Source organism: Shigella dysenteriae (genome assembly GCF_022354085.1).
Lineage (GTDB): Bacteria > Pseudomonadota > Gammaproteobacteria > Enterobacterales > Enterobacteriaceae > Escherichia > Escherichia coli.
The window spans coordinates 3659411-3677444 of the sequence record NZ_CP055055.1 but is presented as its reverse complement, the minus strand read 5'-3'; the positions used below and the strand labels follow the sequence as shown (position 1 = coordinate 3677444).

General features: G+C 51.7%; 19 protein-coding genes and 1 CRISPR repeat array. Of the genes, 18 read left to right on the top strand and 1 reads right to left on the bottom strand.

Going from position 1 to position 18034, the window contains the following annotated elements:
- Nucleotides 1-162: 162 nt before the first annotated feature.
- The 8 genes from HUZ68_RS17610 (at nt 163) to cas2e (ending at nt 8724) form a co-directional block, all read left to right on the top strand.
- Nucleotides 163-2862, top strand: a complete 2700-nt coding sequence (locus HUZ68_RS17610; protein ID WP_077778284.1) for a CRISPR-associated helicase/endonuclease Cas3 — start codon at nt 163-165, stop codon at nt 2860-2862.
- A gap of 97 nt (nt 2863-2959) precedes the next feature.
- The gene (gene casA / locus HUZ68_RS17605; RefSeq protein WP_001084077.1) at nt 2960-4522 is read left to right on the top strand and encodes a type I-E CRISPR-associated protein Cse1/CasA; all 1563 of its coding nucleotides are present in this window, start codon (nt 2960-2962) and stop codon (nt 4520-4522) included.
- Nucleotides 4519-5058 carry a type I-E CRISPR-associated protein Cse2/CasB gene (gene casB, locus HUZ68_RS17600; RefSeq protein WP_000029316.1) on the top strand — a complete coding sequence of 180 codons (540 nt, stop codon included), beginning with the start codon at nt 4519-4521 and terminating at the stop codon, nt 5056-5058. Before casA ends, casB begins: the two co-directional genes overlap by 4 nt.
- Before the next feature lie 11 nt (nt 5059-5069).
- On the top strand, nt 5070-6125 hold the full coding sequence (cas7e, locus tag HUZ68_RS17595) for a type I-E CRISPR-associated protein Cas7/Cse4/CasC (RefSeq protein WP_000206438.1): 1056 nt from the start codon (nt 5070-5072) through the stop codon (nt 6123-6125).
- 10 nt (nt 6126-6135) lie between these two features.
- Complete coding sequence (cas5e, locus tag HUZ68_RS17590; RefSeq protein ID WP_000085054.1) at nt 6136-6882, top strand: type I-E CRISPR-associated protein Cas5/CasD; 747 nt, start codon at nt 6136-6138, stop codon at nt 6880-6882.
- Complete coding sequence (cas6e, locus tag HUZ68_RS17585) at nt 6864-7514, top strand: type I-E CRISPR-associated protein Cas6/Cse3/CasE (protein WP_000281423.1); 651 nt, start codon at nt 6864-6866, stop codon at nt 7512-7514. The genes cas5e and cas6e overlap by 19 nt, the downstream gene beginning before the upstream one ends.
- The gene (gene cas1e, locus HUZ68_RS17580) at nt 7511-8434 is read left to right on the top strand and encodes a type I-E CRISPR-associated endonuclease Cas1e (RefSeq protein ID WP_000144845.1); all 924 of its coding nucleotides are present in this window, start codon (nt 7511-7513) and stop codon (nt 8432-8434) included. Before cas6e ends, cas1e begins: the two co-directional genes overlap by 4 nt.
- Nucleotides 8431-8724: a type I-E CRISPR-associated endoribonuclease Cas2e gene (gene cas2e, locus HUZ68_RS17575; RefSeq protein WP_000063176.1), complete on the top strand. Its 294-nt coding sequence runs from the start codon at nt 8431-8433 to the stop codon at nt 8722-8724. Before cas1e ends, cas2e begins: the two co-directional genes overlap by 4 nt.
- Nucleotides 8725-8820: 96 nt before the next feature.
- Nucleotides 8821-9215: a CRISPR direct-repeat array (repeat unit 29 nt; unit sequence GTGTTCCCCGCGCCAGCGGGGATAAACCG).
- A gap of 81 nt (nt 9216-9296) precedes the next feature.
- On the opposite strand, the gene iap is transcribed toward cas2e, so the two are convergent.
- Nucleotides 9297-10334 (bottom strand): alkaline phosphatase isozyme conversion aminopeptidase, encoded by a 1038-nt coding sequence (gene iap / locus HUZ68_RS17570; RefSeq protein WP_112925370.1) that lies wholly within the window; start codon nt 10332-10334, stop codon nt 9297-9299.
- 251 nt (nt 10335-10585) lie between these two features.
- Between iap and cysD the strand changes: the two genes are divergently transcribed.
- The 10 genes from cysD to pcm all read left to right on the top strand — a co-directional run bounded on the left by cysD (nt 10586) and on the right by pcm (nt 18022).
- On the top strand, nt 10586-11494 hold the full coding sequence (gene cysD, locus HUZ68_RS17565) for a sulfate adenylyltransferase subunit CysD (protein ID WP_000372108.1): 909 nt from the start codon (nt 10586-10588) through the stop codon (nt 11492-11494).
- Between the two features lies 1 nt (nt 11495).
- The gene (cysN, locus tag HUZ68_RS17560; protein ID WP_112925368.1) at nt 11496-12923 is read left to right on the top strand and encodes a sulfate adenylyltransferase subunit CysN; all 1428 of its coding nucleotides are present in this window, start codon (nt 11496-11498) and stop codon (nt 12921-12923) included.
- Nucleotides 12923-13528, top strand: a complete 606-nt coding sequence (gene cysC / locus HUZ68_RS17555) for an adenylyl-sulfate kinase (protein WP_001173673.1) — start codon at nt 12923-12925, stop codon at nt 13526-13528. Before cysN ends, cysC begins: the two co-directional genes overlap by 1 nt.
- Nucleotides 13529-13577: 49 nt before the next feature.
- A complete protein-coding gene (locus HUZ68_RS17550; protein ID WP_001246104.1) occupies nt 13578-13901 on the top strand; it encodes a DUF3561 family protein in 324 nt (107 codons plus the stop codon).
- Between the two features lie 193 nt (nt 13902-14094).
- Entirely contained in the window at nt 14095-14406 is a 312-nt protein-coding gene (gene ftsB, locus HUZ68_RS17545) for a cell division protein FtsB (RefSeq protein WP_000517476.1), read from the top strand.
- An 18-nt stretch (nt 14407-14424) separates the two neighbouring features.
- The gene (gene ispD, locus HUZ68_RS17540; protein WP_000246138.1) at nt 14425-15135 is read left to right on the top strand and encodes a 2-C-methyl-D-erythritol 4-phosphate cytidylyltransferase; all 711 of its coding nucleotides are present in this window, start codon (nt 14425-14427) and stop codon (nt 15133-15135) included.
- Nucleotides 15135-15614 (top strand): 2-C-methyl-D-erythritol 2,4-cyclodiphosphate synthase, encoded by a 480-nt coding sequence (ispF, locus tag HUZ68_RS17535; protein WP_001219242.1) that lies wholly within the window; start codon nt 15135-15137, stop codon nt 15612-15614. The genes ispD and ispF overlap by 1 nt, the downstream gene beginning before the upstream one ends.
- Nucleotides 15611-16660 carry a tRNA pseudouridine(13) synthase TruD gene (gene truD, locus HUZ68_RS17530; RefSeq protein ID WP_000568924.1) on the top strand — a complete coding sequence of 350 codons (1050 nt, stop codon included), beginning with the start codon at nt 15611-15613 and terminating at the stop codon, nt 16658-16660. Before ispF ends, truD begins: the two co-directional genes overlap by 4 nt.
- Nucleotides 16641-17402, top strand: coding sequence for a 5'/3'-nucleotidase SurE (surE, locus tag HUZ68_RS17525; protein ID WP_001295182.1), 762 nt, complete (start codon nt 16641-16643; stop codon nt 17400-17402). The genes truD and surE overlap by 20 nt, the downstream gene beginning before the upstream one ends.
- Entirely contained in the window at nt 17396-18022 is a 627-nt protein-coding gene (gene pcm / locus HUZ68_RS17520; protein ID WP_000254708.1) for a protein-L-isoaspartate O-methyltransferase, read from the top strand. The genes surE and pcm overlap by 7 nt, the downstream gene beginning before the upstream one ends.
- The last annotated feature ends 12 nt before the right edge of the window (nt 18023-18034 follow it).

The following is an 18034-nucleotide window of genomic DNA, read 5'->3' as shown; positions in this document are numbered from 1 at the left end:
GAATTGTGATGGTTTGGTCTCCTGCACCATTTTTTAAATTTATATTTTTTATGTGAATATATAGTCTCTATTTATCATTATGAATTTCAAATGAAAATCATAAATTTATTCACAATATAAATGTTTTATTGGCTGATATATATCACAGATAATTTTTAAAATATGCGTAAATATCCTTTAAGTTTACTGAAGGATAAAAATATTGTGACTTTCTTTGATTTCTGGGGAAAAACCCGACGCGACGAGAAAGAAGGGGGTGACGACTATCACCTTCTTTGCTGGCATTCGCTGGATGTGGCCGCGATGGGCTATTTAATGGTTAAAAGAAATTGCTTCGGGCTGGCTGATTATTTTCGTCAATTAGGGATTTCTGACAAGGAACAGGCGGCTCAATTTTTCGCCTGGTTGTTGTGCTGGCACGATATTGGAAAATTTGCCCGCTCATTTCAGCAACTTTACCTGCACCCACAACTCAAGGTTCCGGAAGGCGCAAGAAAGAATTACGAAAAGATCTCTCATTCAACGCTGGGCTACTGGTTGTGGCATCATTATTTAAGTGAATGCGAAGAATTGCTTCCTGCCTCTTCACTCTCTACTCGCAAACTTAAACGTGTAATAGCGATGTGGATGCCCATGACTACCGGGCATCATGGTCGGCCCCCTGACCGTATTGATGAACTGGATAATTTTCTGCCTGAAGACAAAGTTGCCGCGCGAGATTTTCTCCTTGAAATCAAGGCACTGTGTCCGCTCATAGAGATTCCCACATTCTGGGATAATGACGAGGGAGTTGAACTTTTAAAACAACTTTCCTGGTATATCTCTGCAACAGTCGTACTCGCAGACTGGACGGGTTCGTCAACGCGATTTTTTCCACGCGTCGCACACCCAATGGATATTAAAGATTACTGGCAGAAAACTTTAGTTCAGGCTCAAAACGCCTTAACCGTCTTTCCTCCAAAAGCAGAAACCGCACCTTTCACCGGAGTTAATACGCTGTTTCCTTTTATTGAGCACCCGACACCATTACAGCAAAAGGTGCTGGATCTGGATATCAGCCAGCCAGGGCCACAGTTATTTATTCTGGAAGACGTGACTGGCGCAGGTAAAACAGAAGCGGCGCTTATCCTGGCGCACAGGTTGATGGCTGCGAGGAAAGCACAGGGTTTGTTTTTTGGCCTGCCAACAATGGCAACGGCCAATGCCATGTACGATCGGCTGGTCAAAACCTGGCTTGCTTTCTATTCGCCAGAGTCCCGCCCCAGCCTGGTGCTGGCACACAGTGCCCGCACATTAATGGACCGCTTCAATGAATCACTCTGGTCCGGTGATTTAGTCGGGTCAGAAGAACCGGATGAACAAACATTCAGTCAGGGATGTGCGGCCTGGTTTGCCAACAGTAACAAGAAGGCGCTACTGGCTGAAATTGGCGTCGGCACGCTGGATCAGGCGATGATGGCAGTGATGCCGTTTAAACATAATAATCTGCGGCTTCTGGGGTTGAGTAACAAAATCCTGCTGGCTGATGAGATCCATGCCTGTGATGCTTACATGTCGTGCATTCTTGAAGGGCTGATCGAGCGGCAGGCGCGTGGCGGAAACAGCGTCATTTTGCTTTCTGCTACGTTATCCCAACAGCAGCGCGACAAACTCGTCGCCGCCTTTGCGCGTGGCACAGAGGGCCAGCAAGAAGCTCCGTTCCTTGAAAAGGATGATTACCCCTGGCTGACGCATGTCACGAAATCCGATGTGAACTCACACCGGGTAGCGACGCGCAAAGACGTTGAGCGTAGCGTCAGCGTGGGTTGGCTTCATAGTGAACAAGAGAGTATTGCGCGTATCGAATCGGCGGTAAGTCAGGGAAAATGCATCGCCTGGATCCGGAATTCTGTCGATGACGCTATTAAGGTTCATCGTCAGCTGCTTGCCCGCGGCGTCATTCCCGCTTCCAGCCTTTCACTCTTTCATAGCCGCTTTGCTTTTAGCGATCGCCAGCGAATTGAAATGGAGACGCTGGCACGCTTTGGTAAAGAAGACGGTTCACTGCGTGCCGGAAAAGTCCTCATTTGTACTCAGGTCTTAGAGCAGAGCGTTGATTGTGACCTGGACGAAATGATCTCCGACCTGGCCCCTGTTGATTTGCTGATTCAGCGAGCGGGGCGATTACAGCGGCATATCCGCGATATTAATGGTCAGTTAAAGCGTGACGGAAAAGACGAGCGTTCCCCTCCTGAATTGCTGATTCTGGCTCCCGTCTGGGACGACGCTCCTGGTGACGAATGGTTCGGCAGTGCCATGCGTAACAGTGCATATGTCTATCCCGATCATGGACGAATCTGGCTGACGCAGCGTGTACTGCGTGAGCAAGGCGCTATTCAAATGCCACACGCAGCCCGCCTTCTTATTGAATCAGTCTACGGTGAGGACGTGGTAATGCCGGAAGGATTTGCCCGCAGCGAGCAGGAGCAAGTGGGCAAATATTACTGCGATCGCGCAATGGCTAAAAAGTTTGTCCTGAACTTCAAGCCTGGCTATGCCGCCAATATCAACGATTACCTTCCGGAAAAGCTGTCGACACGTCTGGCTGAGGAATCTGTTTCCCTGTGGCTGGCTACCTGTATTGCCGGTGTGGTGAAGCCTTATGCCACCGGTGCTCACGCATGGGAAATGAGCGTTGTCAGAGTGCGTCGAAGCTGGTGGAAAAAACATCGGGATGAGTTTTCTTTACTGGAAGGGGAAGCGTTCAGGCAGTGGTGCATTGAACAGCGGCAAGATCCGGAAATGGCAAACGTGATTTTAGTCACTGATGACGAAAGTTGCGGGTATTCGGCCAGGGAGGGATTGATTGGCAAGGTTGATTGAGATACCTGCGACAGGACTCTCTGAATAGTTGATACACCGAAAAGGATGGAATGATGGACAACCGACCAGGGATGGTCTTTTTTACGAGAGGATACATATGAACTCGTTTTCACTTCTGACAACCCCGTGGTTGCCCGTTCGTTTTAAAGACGGAACAACAGGCAAGCTGGCGCCAGTCGATCTGGCGGATGAAAATGTTGTCGATATCGCTGCGCCGCGGGCAGATCTCCAGGGGGCGGCATGGCAGTTTTTGCTGGGGTTACTACAAAGCAGTTTCGCGCCAAAAGATTATCGTCGTTGGGATGATATCTGGGAAGACGGGCTGGAAGCTGAAAAGCTACGGGAAGCATTGCTGTCATTAGAACACGCTTTCCAGTTTGGCCCAGATTCACCTTCATTTATGCAGGATTTCGAGGTGCTCATGGGCGATAAAGTTCAGGTCGCTTCGCTACTGCCTGAGATTCCCGGCGCTCAAACAACGAAGTTTAATAAAGACCACTTTATTAAGCGTGGCGTGACTGAACACGTATGCTCTCATTGTTCTGCGTTAGCTCTGTTCTCCCTACAGTTAAATGCGCCGTCAGGTGGCAAAGGCTATCGCACCGGTTTACGCGGCGGTGGGCCGATGACGACTCTGATTGAATTGCAGGAGTATCAGGGCAATCAACAAGCCCCCTTGTGGCGCAAACTGTGGCTCAACGTGATGCCGCAGGATGAAGCCGACTTACCGCTACCCAAAAAATTTGACGATCTGGTTTTCCCCTGGCTTGGCCCGACGCGTACCAGCGAACTGGCCGGTGCGGTGGTAACCGATGATCAGGTCAATAAACTCCAGGCGTACTGGGGAATGCCGCGGCGTATTCGTATTGATTTTAATACCACGACAGTCGGCAACTGCGATATTTGCGGTGAGCAGGACGACGCGCTTCTGAGCCTGATGACGACCAAAAATTACGGTGCGAATTATGCCATGTGGCAGCATCCATTAACGCCTTACCGTGTACCACTTAAAGAGGGTGGCGAGTTTTACTCAGTTAAACCACAACCAGGCGGTTTAATTTGGCGCGACTGGTTAGGCCTTATCGAAACGGGTAAGTCAGAAAACAATACGGAACTTCCCGCTCTGGTGGTGAAACTCTTTAATGCCAGCAGTCTCAAGCAGGCAAAAGTAGGCCTATGGGGATTTGGCTATGATTTCGACAACATGAAAGCCCGCTGTTGGTACGAACACCGTTTCCCGCTGCTGCTCAATAAAAAAGAAGGCCAGATACCGAAACTGCGGCTGGCTGCGCAAACGGCTTCACGCATTCTAAGTCTGTTACGGAGTGCATTGAAAGAAGCATGGTTCTCCGATCCAAAAGGTGCACGGGGTGATTTCAGTTTTGTGGATATCGACTTCTGGAACAAAACTCAGCATCGCTTCCTGAGGTTAGTGCGCCAAATTGAAGAAGGTCAGGATGCGGATGAATTACTCAGCAAATGGAATAAGGAGATTTGGTTATTCTCGCGTCAGGATTTTGACGAGCGTGTATTCACCAATCCTTATGAGCCCGTTGATTTAAAACGCGTCATGACCGCGCGCAAAAAATATTTTACAACATCGGCGGAGAAGCAAAGTGCTAAAGCCGCCAGGGAGAAAAAGCAGGAGGCTGCTGAATGAGTATTGTAAAAGACGGGCACAAAGCCACGCTGCGTAAATGGCACGAAGAGTTGCAGGCTAAACGCGGCAATCGTGCCAGTCTGCGGCGTAGCACAACGGTTAATGATGTTTGCTTGTCAGAAGGGTTTCGTTCTCTGCTGATGCAGACCCACACTTTGTGGAAAATTGAAGCACAAGAGTGGCGTTTTACCGCACTGGCACTGGTCGCCGCCGTTGCCGCCAATGTTAAAGCCATTGATGAACGGCAGCCTTTTGCCGCACAGCTGGCGGCGGTAATGTCAGAGGGGCGTTTTACTTGCCTGTCGGCAGTAAAAACGCCGGATGAATTACTGCGCCAGTTACGACGCGCAGTCAAATTATTAAACGGTTCCGTCAATCTTATCTCTTTGGCAGACGATATTTTCCGCTGGTGTCAGGAGAGCGACGACCTGCTCAATCATCACCGCCGCCAGCAGCGGCCAACCGAATTTATCCGTATCCGCTGGGCGCTGGAATATTACCAGGCTGGCGACGCCGATAACGAACAAAATCAATAAAGGACTATCTCATGACAACATTTATTCAGCTTCATTTGTTAACCGCTTACCCTGCTGCCAACCTTAACCGTGATGATACTGGTGCGCCAAAAACTGTGGTACTGGGTGGTGCAACGCGTCTGCGCGTTTCCTCACAAAGTCTGAAACGTGCGTGGCGCACTTCTGCACTTTTTGAACAGGCACTGGCGGGCCATATTGGTATTCGCAGTGGGCGAATTGCGCGTGAGGCGGCAACTATCCTGATTGAGAAAGGAATCGAAGAGAAAAAAGCCATCGAATGGGCGGCAAAAATTGCAGATTATCTTGGGAAAGCTAAAAACGACAAAAAACCAAAAGATCCGCTCACTAACGCCGAAACTGAACAATTAGTTCATATCAGCCCGGCAGAATTTGACGCCGTAAAAGCGCTGGCCCATCAACTGGCAGAAGAAAAGCGCGCGCCAAAAGAGGAAGATCTCGCGTTGTTACGTAAAGACCGTATAGCGGTAGATATCGCTATGTTTGGTCGTATGCTGGCGAATAAACCTGAGTTTAATGTTGAAGCCGCCTGCCAGGTCGCGCATGCGTTTGGTGTCAGTGAAACGATTGTCGAAGATGATTTTTTCACCGCCGTTGATGATTTGCGCCAGGCCTCTGAAGATGCCGGTGCCGGGCATCTCGGAGAAACCGGATTCGGTTCAGCACTTTTCTACACCTATATCTGCATTGATAAAGATCTGCTGGTAGAAAACCTCGGCGGTGACGAAGCGTTAGCTAATCAGACCATACGCGCTTTTACGGAAGCCGCGCTTAAAGTTTCCCCAACCGGTAAACAAAATAGCTTTGCCAGCCGTGCCTACGCCTCCTGGGCGCTGGCGGAAAAAGGCACTGATCAACCGCGTTCTCTGGCGGCGGCTTTCTATGAACCCATTAATGGTACCCGTCAGTTAGATGTGGCGGTGCAGCGTATTACAACGCTTCGCGAAAACATGAATACGGTCTACGAACAGAAGACTGAATGCGCAAGTTTTGACGTGATGAACAAACAGGGAAGCATGAAGGACGTACTGGACTTTATCTGCGCGTAAGGGGCGGCTTATGAGCCAATATCTGATTTTTCAGCTTCATGGGCCAATGGCATCCTGGGGCGTCGATGCCCCCGGCGAAGTGCGTCATACCCATGAACTGCCTTCGCGCTCAGCATTGCTGGGTCTGCTGGCTGCCGGGGTAGGGATTCGGCGTGATGATACCGAACGCTTAAACGCGTTTAATCGCCACTATTCACTGGTGGTTTGCGCCAGCCGTAACCCGCGCTGGGCACGGGATTATCACACGATCCAGATGCCAAAAGAGGTGCGCAAAGCGCGTTATTTCAGCCGTCGCGAAGAGTTGAGCGACTCTGATCTTCTGAGCGCGATTATCTCCCGGCGCGACTACTACACCGACGCCTGGTGGATGGTGGCGGTGGCAACAACAGCCGATGCGCCTTACAGCCTCGAACAGTTGCAGGGCGGTTTACGCCATCCAGTTTTTCCTCTTTATCTGGGGCGAAAAAGTCATCCGCTGGCATTACCACTTGCGCCGTTACTGCTCGAAGGCAAGGCGTCTGATGTTTTACGTAACGCATACCAACAGTATCAGGATCATTTCCACGACCTGAAAGTCTCACTCCCGAAACTTCAGGATGAATGCTGGTGGGAAGGGGAGCACGACGGCCTGGTCGTGAGCAAAATATTACGCCGCCGGGATGTTCCTTTAAATCGCCAGCAGTGGCTGTTTGGGGAACGCACCGTCAATCAGGGGCCGTGGCTCAGCAAGGAGGAACCATGTACCTCTCAAGAATAACCTTACATACCGCTCAGCTTTTGCCTGCGCAGTTGCTGCATCTGGTGGATCGCGGTGAATATGTGATGCATCAGTGGCTGTGGGATCTCTTCCCTGGCGGCAAAGAAAGGCAATTTCTTTATCGTCGGGAGGAACTTCAGGGTGCGTTTCGCTTTTTTGTCCTCTCGCAGGAACGCCCGGCGGAAAGTGAAACTTTCACTATCGAATGCCGGTCATTTGCTCCGGAGCTGCGTACCGGACAATCCCTTTGTTTCAACCTGCGGGCGAATCCCACAATTTGTAAAGCGGGCAAGCGCCACGATCTGCTGATGGAGGCGAAACGGCAGGTGAGGGGACAGGCGGAAGGGCGTGATGTCTGGTTGCATCAACAACAGGCGGCGCTGGACTGGCTGGCAGCGCAGGGGGAGAGAAGCGGTTTTACACTGCTGGATACCTCGGTTGATGCCTACCGACAACAGCAACTGCGGCGGGAAAACTCCCGGCAACTGATCCAGTTCAGTAGCGTGGATTATACGGGGATGCTTACGGTCACCGATCCCGGGTTATTTCTGCAACGTCTCAGCCAGGGGTATGGCAAAAGCCGCGCGTTCGGCTGTGGTCTGATGCTGATCAAACCCGGAGCAGAGGCGTGACGTTTGTACCACTGAGTCCGATCCCGTTAAAAGATCGCACCTCTATGATCTTCCTCCAGTACGGTCAAATCGACGTACTGGACGGCGCTTTCGTGCTGATCGACAAAACCGGGATCCGCACGCACATTCCGGTGGGATCGGTCGCCTGCATTATGCTCGAACCGGGAACGAGAGTTTCCCACGCGGCGGTGCATCTGGCCGCCACGGTGGGAACACTGCTGGTCTGGGTCGGTGAAGCGGGCGTTCGCGTTTACTCTTCCGGACAACCCGGAGGGGCGCGGGCAGATAAATTACTCTACCAGGCAAAGCTGGCTTTAACGGAAGATCTACGCCTGAAGGTGGTGCGCAAAATGTATGAATTACGTTTTCGTGAGCCACCGCCAGCTCGCCGTTCAGTGGATCAGCTACGGGGAATTGAGGGATCCCGCGTTCGCCAGACCTATGCATTACTGGCGAAACAATATGGTGTGAAATGGAATGGACGCAAATACGATCCTAAAGACTGGGAAAAAGGCGATGTTGTGAATCGCTGCATCAGTGCTGCCACATCATGTCTGTACGGTATTTCTGAAGCGGCAGTATTAGCCGCGGGATATGCGCCCGCTATTGGATTTATTCATAGTGGCAAACCGCTTTCATTTGTTTATGACATAGCCGATATCATTAAATTTGATTCGGTTGTGCCAAAGGCATTTGAAATAGCGGCAAGACACCCGGCAGAATCTGATAAAGAAGTCAGATTAGCCTGTCGCGATATTTTCCGTAGCACTAAGTTAACGGGCAAATTAATACCGTTAATTGAGGAAGTCCTTGCTGCAGGTGAAATTGAACCACCACAACCCGCGCCGGATATGTTACCGCCTGCCATCCCTGAACCTGAAACGCTGGGTGATAGTGGTCACCGGGGGCGCGGCGGATGAGCATGGTCGTGGTTGTTACAGAAAATGTCCCTCCGCGCTTACGTGGACGGCTCGCAATCTGGCTACTGGAAGTGCGTGCCGGTGTGTATGTTGGTGATACATCAAAACGTATTCGGGAGATGATCTGGCAGCAAATTACCCAACTGGCTGGTTGCGGAAATGTGGTGATGGCCTGGGCGACCAATACCGAGTCGGGTTTTGAATTTCAGACCTGGGGAGAAAACAGACGTATTCCGGTGGATTTGGATGGGTTACGTTTGGTTTCTTTTCTTCCTGTTGATAATCAATAGGTTATGTGTTCTTTAAAAATAAGGAAATGTTTGAATTTAGTTGGTAGATTGTTGATGTGGAATAAATTTGTTTAAAAACAGATATGTATGCTTAGTGTGTTCCCCGCGCCAGCGGGGATAAACCGACGGGCAGGGACTGACGTTGGAGCAGGCGATCGTGTTCCCCGCGCCAGCGGGGATAAACCGTTCGGTCGCGATTTGGGCTTGTGTTTGGGTGTGTGTTCCCCGCGCCAGCGGGGATAAACCGCGTGATCTGCTGGCACCCGTCGCGGCAGGTGGGTGTTCCCCGCGCCAGCGGGGATAAACCGGCGGCGTTTTTGTCGCTGGGTGGCATCATTAGGTGTTCCCCGCGCCAGCGGGGATAAACCGGCTGCAGTAATCGGGAAGATGGGCGGTTTGTGGTGTTCCCCGCGCCAGCGGGGATAAACCGGCGGTCCACGGCACACAGGATCCGTGTATAAAGTGTTCCCCGCGCCAGCGGGGATAAACCGGGCGCACTGGATGCGATGATGGATATCACTTAGAATTCCCCGCCCCTGCGGTAGAACACCCAGCTCCCATTTTCCAACCCATCAAGACGCCTTCGCCAGCTCCTTCACCAACGGTAGCATTATCCGCATAACATCACGGCAGCGACGTTCTATTCTTCCAGGAAGTGCCTTATCAATATGCTGTTGATTATCCAGTCTTACGTCATGCCAGCTATTTCCCGCAGGGAATGCGGCTGTTTTTGCGCGTTGCTGATAACCATCCTTATTCCCAAGATTCCAGTTAGTCGCTTCCACCGAAAGTACAGCAATGCCCGCTTTGTCGAATATTTCTGCGTCATTACAACACCCAGTGCCTTTCGGATAATTTTTATTCAAACCCGGATTGGTCGTTGCGGCAATTCCGTGACTGCGGGCAATTGCCAGCGCCCGGTCGCGCGTTAATTTCCTTACTGCTTCAGGTGTTTTTACGCCACTGTTGAAATACAGCTTATCGCCAACGATCAGATTATCGAGATTAATCACCAATAAAGTATTTTTCTTTTCGGTGTCACTCATCCGCTTGAGTAAATTCTCAGCGCCTAATTTCCCTTCCTCTTCGCCGCTGGTCGCCACAAATCGAATACCATACTCGGTAGGCGTATTTTTCAGGCGTTCTGCCAGTTCCAGCATGACACCTAAACCTGCGGCGTTATCATCCATTCCTTGTAACGTCAGCCCGCCGAGATTGGCATCGGCGTCAGCATCGCTCAGCGGGGCGTAAGTATCCAGATGCGCCATAATGATGATCTGCTGCGGCGCTTTGCCTACATGAGCGGCAATCACCGTACTTCCCGTCACGTTATGCCAGCTCTTACGATTATCGCGGGCGGTATAAATATACCGACTATTAAATGTCCGAATATCACTGCGATAACCCATTTGCTGAAACTGTTGGCGAATATAATCGGCAGATAACATTTCTGCAGGAGTTCCGGTCATGCGTCCCGGAAAGAAAATAGCAATATGTCGTGCCTGAGTATTAGCAAAATCGCCAGGTTTAGGTGACGAGGCGTGTACGGGGAGAATAAAGCATACGCCGAGCGCCAGGGCAGCGGTACGGTGGCGCAATGCGGAAAACATAGTGAGTCCTTAAATACCATGCAAATTTTTTTACCGCCATAGTATGAAACTGCCGCTGCGCTAAAACAATTTCAAATCTTCCTAAACGCCCGAAATCCGGTGCCTTAAGCACTTTTTGATATTAGCTTTGCCAAATCGTTATTCCGTTAAGGAACTACTCATTCTAATTGGTAATTTCATTCGTTCTCTTACGCTCCCTATAGTCGAAACATCTGATGGCAAGAAAATAGCGGTATTGCAAAGGAACGGTTATGGATCAAATACGACTTACTCACCTGCGGCAACTGGAGGCGGAAAGCATCCACATTATTCGCGAGGTGGCGGCAGAATTCTCAAATCCGGTGATGCTCTACTCTATCGGTAAAGATTCCAGCGTCATGCTGCATCTGGCGCGCAAGGCGTTTTATCCAGGTACGCTGCCTTTCCCGTTGCTGCATGTCGATACCGGCTGGAAATTCCGCGAGATGTATGAGTTCCGCGATCGTACGGCGAAAGCCTACGGCTGCGAGCTGCTGGTGCATAAAAACCCGGAAGGCGTGGCGATGGGGATTAATCCATTCGTGCACGGCAGCGCGAAACATACCGATATTATGAAAACTGAAGGCCTGAAACAGGCGCTGAACAAATACGGTTTTGATGCCGCCTTCGGTGGTGCGCGCCGTGACGAAGAGAAATCCCGCGCTAAAGAGCGAATCTACTCTTTCCGTGACCGCTTCCATCGCTGGGATCCGAAAAATCAGCGCCCGGAGCTGTGGCACAACTACAACGGGCAAATTAACAAAGGCGAAAGCATCCGCGTCTTCCCGCTCTCTAACTGGACCGAGCAGGATATCTGGCAATACATCTGGCTGGAAAATATCGACATTGTTCCGTTGTATCTCGCTGCGGAACGTCCGGTTCTGGAACGCGACGGTATGTTGATGATGATTGATGACAACCGTATCGACCTGCAACCGGGCGAAGTGATTAAAAAACGGATGGTGCGCTTCCGCACGCTGGGCTGCTGGCCGCTGACCGGTGCGGTTGAGTCGAATGCACAAACGCTGCCGGAGATCATCGAAGAGATGCTGGTTTCCACCACCAGTGAACGTCAGGGGCGCGTGATTGACCGCGACCAGGCTGGTTCTATGGAGCTGAAAAAACGTCAGGGGTATTTTTAAGATGAACACCGCACTTGCACAACAAATCGCCAATGAAGGCGGCGTCGAAGCCTGGATGATTGCGCAACAACATAAAAGCCTGCTGCGCTTTCTGACCTGTGGCAGCGTCGATGACGGCAAAAGCACTCTGATTGGTCGCCTGCTGCACGATACTCGCCAAATCTATGAAGATCAGCTCTCATCACTGCATAACGACAGCAAACGACACGGTACCCAGGGCGAGAAACTGGATTTGGCGTTGCTGGTGGATGGCCTGCAAGCTGAACGCGAACAGGGTATTACTATCGACGTGGCTTACCGTTATTTCTCTACCGAGAAGCGTAAATTTATTATCGCCGACACCCCCGGGCACGAGCAGTATACCCGCAATATGGCGACCGGCGCGTCAACGTGTGAGCTGGCGATCTTATTGATCGACGCCCGTAAAGGCGTGCTCGATCAAACCCGTCGTCACAGTTTTATCTCCACGCTGCTGGGGATCAAACATCTGGTCGTAGCGATCAACAAAATGGATCTGGTGGATTACAGTGAAGAGACATTCACCCGCATTCGTGAAGACTACCTGACTTTCGCCGAACAGTTACCTGGCAATCTGGATATCCGCTTTGTGCCGCTCTCCGCACTGGAAGGCGACAACGTGGCTTCGCAAAGTGAAAGTATGCCGTGGTACAGCGGTCCGACATTGCTTGAAGTGCTGGAAACCGTGGAGATCCAGCGAGTGGTGGATGCCCAGCCAATGCGCTTCCCGGTGCAGTACGTTAACCGCCCGAATCTCGATTTTCGTGGCTACGCCGGAACGCTGGCATCCGGTCGCGTGGAAGTCGGGCAACGTGTCAAAGTGTTGCCCTCTGGTGTGGAATCAAACGTCGCGCGGATAGTTACTTTTGATGGCGATCGCGAAGAAGCCTTTGCCGGAGAAGCGATCACCCTGGTGCTGACGGATGAGATCGACATCAGCCGTGGCGATCTGCTGCTGGCGGCAGACGAAGCGTTACCAGCTGTGCAGAGCGCGTCGGTGGATGTGGTATGGATGGCGGAACAGCCGCTTTCCCCGGGCCAGAGTTATGACATCAAAATTGCCGGTAAGAAGACGCGTGCTCGTGTTGATGGCATTCGTTATCAGGTTGATATTAATAACCTTACCCAACGCGAAGTTGAAAACCTGCCGCTGAACGGCATCGGCCTGGTGGATCTCACTTTTGACGAGCCACTGGTGTTAGATCGTTATCAGCAAAACCCGGTTACCGGTGGGCTGATTTTTATCGATCGCCTGAGCAATGTGACCGTGGGCGCCGGTATGGTGCACGAGCCAGTTAGCCAGTCAACTGCTGCGCCATCTGAATTCAGTGCATTCGAACTGGAATTGAATGCTCTGGTTCGCCGCCACTTTCCGCACTGGGGCGCGCGCGATTTGCTGGGAGATAAATAATGGCGCTGCATGACGAAAACGTCGTCTGGCATAGCCATCCGGTCACTGTGCAACAACGCGAGCTACACCACGGTCATCGTGGTGTAGTGTTGTGGTTTACCGGCCTCTCCGGGTCCGGTAAATCAACGGTCGCCGGGGCGCTGGAGGAGGCGTTACATAAACTCGGCGTCAGTACGTATCTGCTGGATGGCGACAATGTTCGCCACGGATTATGCAGCGATCTCGGTTTTAGCGATGCCGATCGTAAAGAGAATATCCGTCGCGTCGGTGAAGTGGCGAATTTGATGGTTGAAGCCGGACTGGTGGTGCTGACCGCATTTATCTCGCCACACCGCGCCGAACGCCAGATGGTTCGCGAACGCGTAGGAGAAGGGCGCTTTATCGAAGTGTTTGTCGATACGCCGCTGGCGATTTGCGAAGCCCGCGATCCAAAAGGCTTATATAAGAAAGCGCGTGCCGGTGAACTGCGCAACTTTACGGGAATAGATTCCGTTTACGAAGCGCCTGAATCGGCAGAAATTCATCTCAATGGTGAACAATTAGTAACAAATTTGGTACAGCAATTATTAGATCTGTTGAGACAGAACGATATTATCAGATCCTGAGACACCACCGGGTTTCCATGCCCGGTTCGTCAAAGTAACAGGATCAAATATGCGTAATAGCCATAACATTACACTAACAAATAACGACAGCCTTACTGAGGATGAAGAAACCACATGGTCACTGCCTGGTGCCGTGGTCGGTTTTATCTCCTGGTTATTTGCGCTGGCGATGCCGATGTTGATTTATGGCTCTAACACGCTGTTCTTCTTTATCTACACCTGGCCTTTCTTTCTGGCGCTGATGCCCGTTGCGGTAGTGGTGGGGATTGCGCTGCATTCATTGATGGACGGAAAGCTACGCTACAGTATTGTTTTCACCCTGGTGACAGTAGGCATTATGTTTGGCGCACTGTTTATGTGGCTACTGGGCTAATTTGTACTTTCTCGTCTCCTCTGTTCATAATTCAAACCGTAACTAATAATGAGATTATGTTCTGCACGCCCTGGGTATACGTAACAATGGACAAATGTGGTACATTTGCCCGCGTTGTCGCGGTATCCCCAACAGAGGATGTAGAGTCGTCTTCGGATGCATGGGATGATGATGCCGTTTTTCAGGGGGCAGGATGGGTAAACTAACGCTGCTGTTGCTGGCTATTCTGGTCTGGCTACAGTATTCGCTGTGGTTCGGTAAGAACGGTATACATGACTATACCCGCGTCAATGATGATGTGGCGGCACAGCAAGCTACAAACGCGAAACTTAAAGCGCGAAACGATCAACTTTTTGCCGAAATTGACGATCTCAATGGCGGCCAGGAGGCGCTCGAAGAGCGTGCGCGTAATGAACTCAGCATGACCAGGCCGGGCGAAACTTTTTATCGTCTGGTGCCTGACGCGTCGAAGCGCGCACAGTCTGCGGGGCAAAACAATCGATAAATCAGCCCGGGAATTAACATGGCAACCACTCATTTGGATGTTTGCGCCGTGGTTCCGGCGGCCGGATTTGGCCGTCGAATGCAAACGGAATGTCCTAAGCAATATCTCTCAATCGGTAATCAAACCATTCTTGAACACTCGGTGCATGCGCTGCTGGCGCATCCCCGGGTGAAACGTGTCGTCATTGCCATAAGTCCTGGCGATAGCCGTTTTGCACAACTTCCTCTGGCGAATCATCCGCAAATCACCGTTGTAGATGGCGGTGATGAGCGTGCCGATTCCGTGCTGGCAGGTTTGAAAGCCGCTGGCGACGCGCAGTGGGTATTGGTGCATGACGCCGCTCGTCCTTGTCTGCATCAGGATGACCTGGCGCGATTGTTGGCGTTGAGCGAAACCAGCCGCACGGGGGGGATCCTCGCCGCACCAGTGCGCGATACTATGAAACGTGCCGAACCGGGCAAAAATGCCATTGCTCATACCGTTGATCGCAACGGCTTATGGCACGCGCTGACGCCGCAATTTTTCCCTCGTGAGCTGTTACATGACTGTCTGACGCGCGCTCTAAATGAAGGCGCGACTATTACCGACGAAGCCTCGGCGCTGGAATATTGCGGATTCCATCCTCAGTTGGTCGAAGGCCGTGCGGATAACATTAAAGTCACGCGCCCGGAGGATTTGGCACTGGCCGAGTTTTACCTCACCCGAACCATCCATCAGGAGAATACATAATGCGAATTGGACACGGTTTTGACGTACACGCCTTTGGCGGTGAAGGCCCAATTATCATTGGTGGCGTACGCATTCCTTACGAAAAAGGATTGCTGGCGCATTCTGATGGCGACGTGGCGCTCCATGCGTTGACCGATGCATTGCTTGGCGCGGCGGCGCTGGGGGATATCGGCAAGCTGTTCCCGGATACCGATCCGGCATTTAAAGGTGCCGACAGCCGCGAGCTGCTACGCGAAGCCTGGCGTCGTATTCAGGCGAAGGGTTATACCCTTGGCAACGTCGATGTCACTATCATCGCTCAGGCACCGAAGATGTTGCCGCACATTCCACAAATGCGCGTGTTTATTGCCGAAGATCTCGGCTGCCATATGGATGATGTTAACGTGAAAGCCACTACTACGGAAAAACTTGGATTTACCGGACGTGGGGAAGGGATTGCCTGTGAAGCGGTGGCGCTACTCATTAAGGCAACAAAATGATTGAGTTTGATAATCTCACTTACCTCCACGGTAAACCGCAAGGCACCGGGCTGCTGAAAGCCAATCCGGAAGACTTTGTGGTGGTGGAAGATTTGGGCTTTGAGCCTGATGGTGAAGGTGAGCATATTCTGGTTAGAATCCTCAAAAACGGCTGCAATACCCGTTTTGTGGCGGATGCACTGGCGAAATTCCTGAAAATTCATGCCCGTGAAGTCAGCTTTGCTGGGCAAAAAGACAAACATGCTGTTACAGAACAGTGGTTATGCGCTCGCGTGCCGGGCAAGGAAATGCCCGATCTGAGCGCCTTTCAATTGGAAGGCTGCCAGGTGCTGGAGTATGCGCGGCACAAGCGCAAGCTGCGTTTAGGGGCGCTGAAAGGTAACGCCTTTACCCTGGTTCTGCGCGAAGTGAGCAATCGCGATGACGTTGAACAACGTCTGATCGATATTTGCGTAAAAGGTGTACCGAACTACTTCGGTGCCCAACGTTTTGGGATTGGCGGTAGCAACTTGCAGGGCGCGCTGCGCTGGGCGCAAACCAATACTCCGGTGCGCGATCGCAATAAACGGAGTTTTTGGTTGTCGGCAGCCCGCAGTGCGTTGTTTAATCAGATTGTTGCTGAGCGCCTCAAAAAAGCAGACGTTAATCAAGTTGTTGACGGCGATGCGCTACAATTAGCCGGACGTGGTAGCTGGTTTGTAGCAACCACCGAAGAACTGGCGGAATTACAGCGTCGCGTCAACGATAAAGAGCTGATGATAACCGCCGCATTGCCGGGCAGTGGCGAATGGGGAACTCAGCGTGAAGCGCTGGCATTCGAACAAGCAGCTGTCGCCGCAGAAACTGAATTACAAGCTTTACTGGTGCGCGAAAAAGTTGAAGCCGCGCGCAGAGCGATGCTGCTGTATCCGCAACAATTAAGCTGGAATTGGTGGGATGACGTCACCGTAGAGATCCGTTTCTGGCTTCCGGCGGGTAGTTTTGCAACCAGCGTTGTCAGGGAACTTATCAACACAACAGGTGATTATGCGCATATTGCTGAGTAATGATGACGGGGTACATGCACCCGGTATACAAACGCTGGCGAAAGCCTTGCGTGAGTTTGCTGACGTTCAGGTGGTCGCCCCCGATCGTAACCGCAGCGGCGCTTCAAATTCTCTGACACTGGAATCCTCCCTGCGCACGTTTACCTTTGAAAATGGTGATATTGCTGTGCAAATGGGAACCCCGACCGATTGCGTCTATCTTGGCGTGAATGCTCTGATGCGTCCGCGCCCGGACATTGTTGTGTCCGGAATTAACGCCGGGCCGAATCTGGGGGATGATGTTATTTATTCCGGTACGGTAGCCGCCGCGATGGAAGGCCGTCATTTAGGTTTTCCGGCGCTTGCCGTCTCGCTTGACGGGCATAAACATTACGACACTGCCGCGGCGGTAACCTGTTCAATTTTGCGCGCACTGTGTAAAGAGCCGCTGCGCACCGGACGTATTCTTAATATTAACGTTCCGGATTTACCATTGGATCAAATCAAAGGTATTCGCGTGACGCGCTGCGGTACACGACATCCGGCAGATCAGGTGATCCCGCAGCAAGATCCGCGCGGCAATACGCTGTACTGGATTGGCCCGCCGGGCGGTAAATGTGATGCCGGTCCGGGGACCGATTTTGCTGCGGTAGATGAGGGCTATGTCTCCATCACGCCGCTGCATGTGGATTTAACTGCGCATAGCGCGCAAGATGTGGTTTCAGACTGGTTAAACAGCGTGGGAGTTGGCACGCAATGGTAAGCAGACGCGTACAAGCACTTCTGGATCAATTACGTGCGCAAGGTATTCAGGATGAGCAGGTGCTGAATGCACTTGCCGCCGTGCCGCGTGAAAAATTCGTTGATGAAGCGTTTGAACAAAAAGCCTGGGACAATATCGCTTTGCCGATAGGTCAGGGGCAGACAATTTCGCAGCCGTATATGGTGGCGCGAATGACCGAATTACTCGAGCTGACGCCGCAGTCGCGGGTGCTGGAAATTGGCACCGGTTCGGGATATCAAACGGCAATCCTGGCGCATCTTGTCCAGCATGTTTGCTCGGTCGAACGGATTAAAGGTTTGCAGTGGCAGGCGCGTCGCCGTCTGAAAAATCTTGATTTACATAATGTTTCAACCCGTCATGGCGATGGATGGCAAGGTTGGCAGGCACGTGCGCCGTTTGACGCTATCATTGTTACGGCGGCACCGCCGGAAATTCCAACTGCGCTAATGACGCAGCTGGACGAAGGCGGGATTCTCGTCTTACCCGTAGGGGAGGAGCACCAGTATTTGAAACGGGTGCGTCGTCGGGGAGGCGAATTTATTATCGATACCGTGGAGGCCGTGCGCTTTGTCCCTTTAGTGAAGGGTGAGCTGGCTTAAAACGTGAGGAAA

Excerpts from the sequence above, each read along its gene's own strand:
- HUZ68_RS17610 (WP_077778284.1), top strand. The coding sequence starts at position 163 with ATGCGTAAATATCCTTTAAGTTTACTGAAGGATAAAAATATTGTGACT.
- casA (WP_001084077.1), top strand. The coding sequence starts at position 2,960 with ATGAACTCGTTTTCACTTCTGACAACCCCGTGGTTGCCCGTTCGTTTT.
- casB (WP_000029316.1), top strand. The coding sequence starts at position 4,519 with ATGAGTATTGTAAAAGACGGGCACAAAGCCACGCTGCGTAAATGGCAC.
- cas7e (WP_000206438.1), top strand. The coding sequence starts at position 5,070 with ATGACAACATTTATTCAGCTTCATTTGTTAACCGCTTACCCTGCTGCC.
- cas5e (WP_000085054.1), top strand. The coding sequence starts at position 6,136 with ATGAGCCAATATCTGATTTTTCAGCTTCATGGGCCAATGGCATCCTGG.
- cas6e (WP_000281423.1), top strand. The coding sequence starts at position 6,864 with ATGTACCTCTCAAGAATAACCTTACATACCGCTCAGCTTTTGCCTGCG.
- cas2e (WP_000063176.1), top strand. The coding sequence starts at position 8,431 with ATGAGCATGGTCGTGGTTGTTACAGAAAATGTCCCTCCGCGCTTACGT.
- iap (WP_112925370.1), bottom strand. The coding sequence starts at position 10,334 with ATGTTTTCCGCATTGCGCCACCGTACCGCTGCCCTGGCGCTCGGCGTA.
- cysD (WP_000372108.1), top strand. The coding sequence starts at position 10,586 with ATGGATCAAATACGACTTACTCACCTGCGGCAACTGGAGGCGGAAAGC.
- cysN (WP_112925368.1), top strand. The coding sequence starts at position 11,496 with ATGAACACCGCACTTGCACAACAAATCGCCAATGAAGGCGGCGTCGAA.
- cysC (WP_001173673.1), top strand. The coding sequence starts at position 12,923 with ATGGCGCTGCATGACGAAAACGTCGTCTGGCATAGCCATCCGGTCACT.
- HUZ68_RS17550 (WP_001246104.1), top strand. The coding sequence starts at position 13,578 with ATGCGTAATAGCCATAACATTACACTAACAAATAACGACAGCCTTACT.
- ftsB (WP_000517476.1), top strand. The coding sequence starts at position 14,095 with ATGGGTAAACTAACGCTGCTGTTGCTGGCTATTCTGGTCTGGCTACAG.
- ispD (WP_000246138.1), top strand. The coding sequence starts at position 14,425 with ATGGCAACCACTCATTTGGATGTTTGCGCCGTGGTTCCGGCGGCCGGA.
- ispF (WP_001219242.1), top strand. The coding sequence starts at position 15,135 with ATGCGAATTGGACACGGTTTTGACGTACACGCCTTTGGCGGTGAAGGC.
- truD (WP_000568924.1), top strand. The coding sequence starts at position 15,611 with ATGATTGAGTTTGATAATCTCACTTACCTCCACGGTAAACCGCAAGGC.
- surE (WP_001295182.1), top strand. The coding sequence starts at position 16,641 with ATGCGCATATTGCTGAGTAATGATGACGGGGTACATGCACCCGGTATA.
- pcm (WP_000254708.1), top strand. The coding sequence starts at position 17,396 with ATGGTAAGCAGACGCGTACAAGCACTTCTGGATCAATTACGTGCGCAA.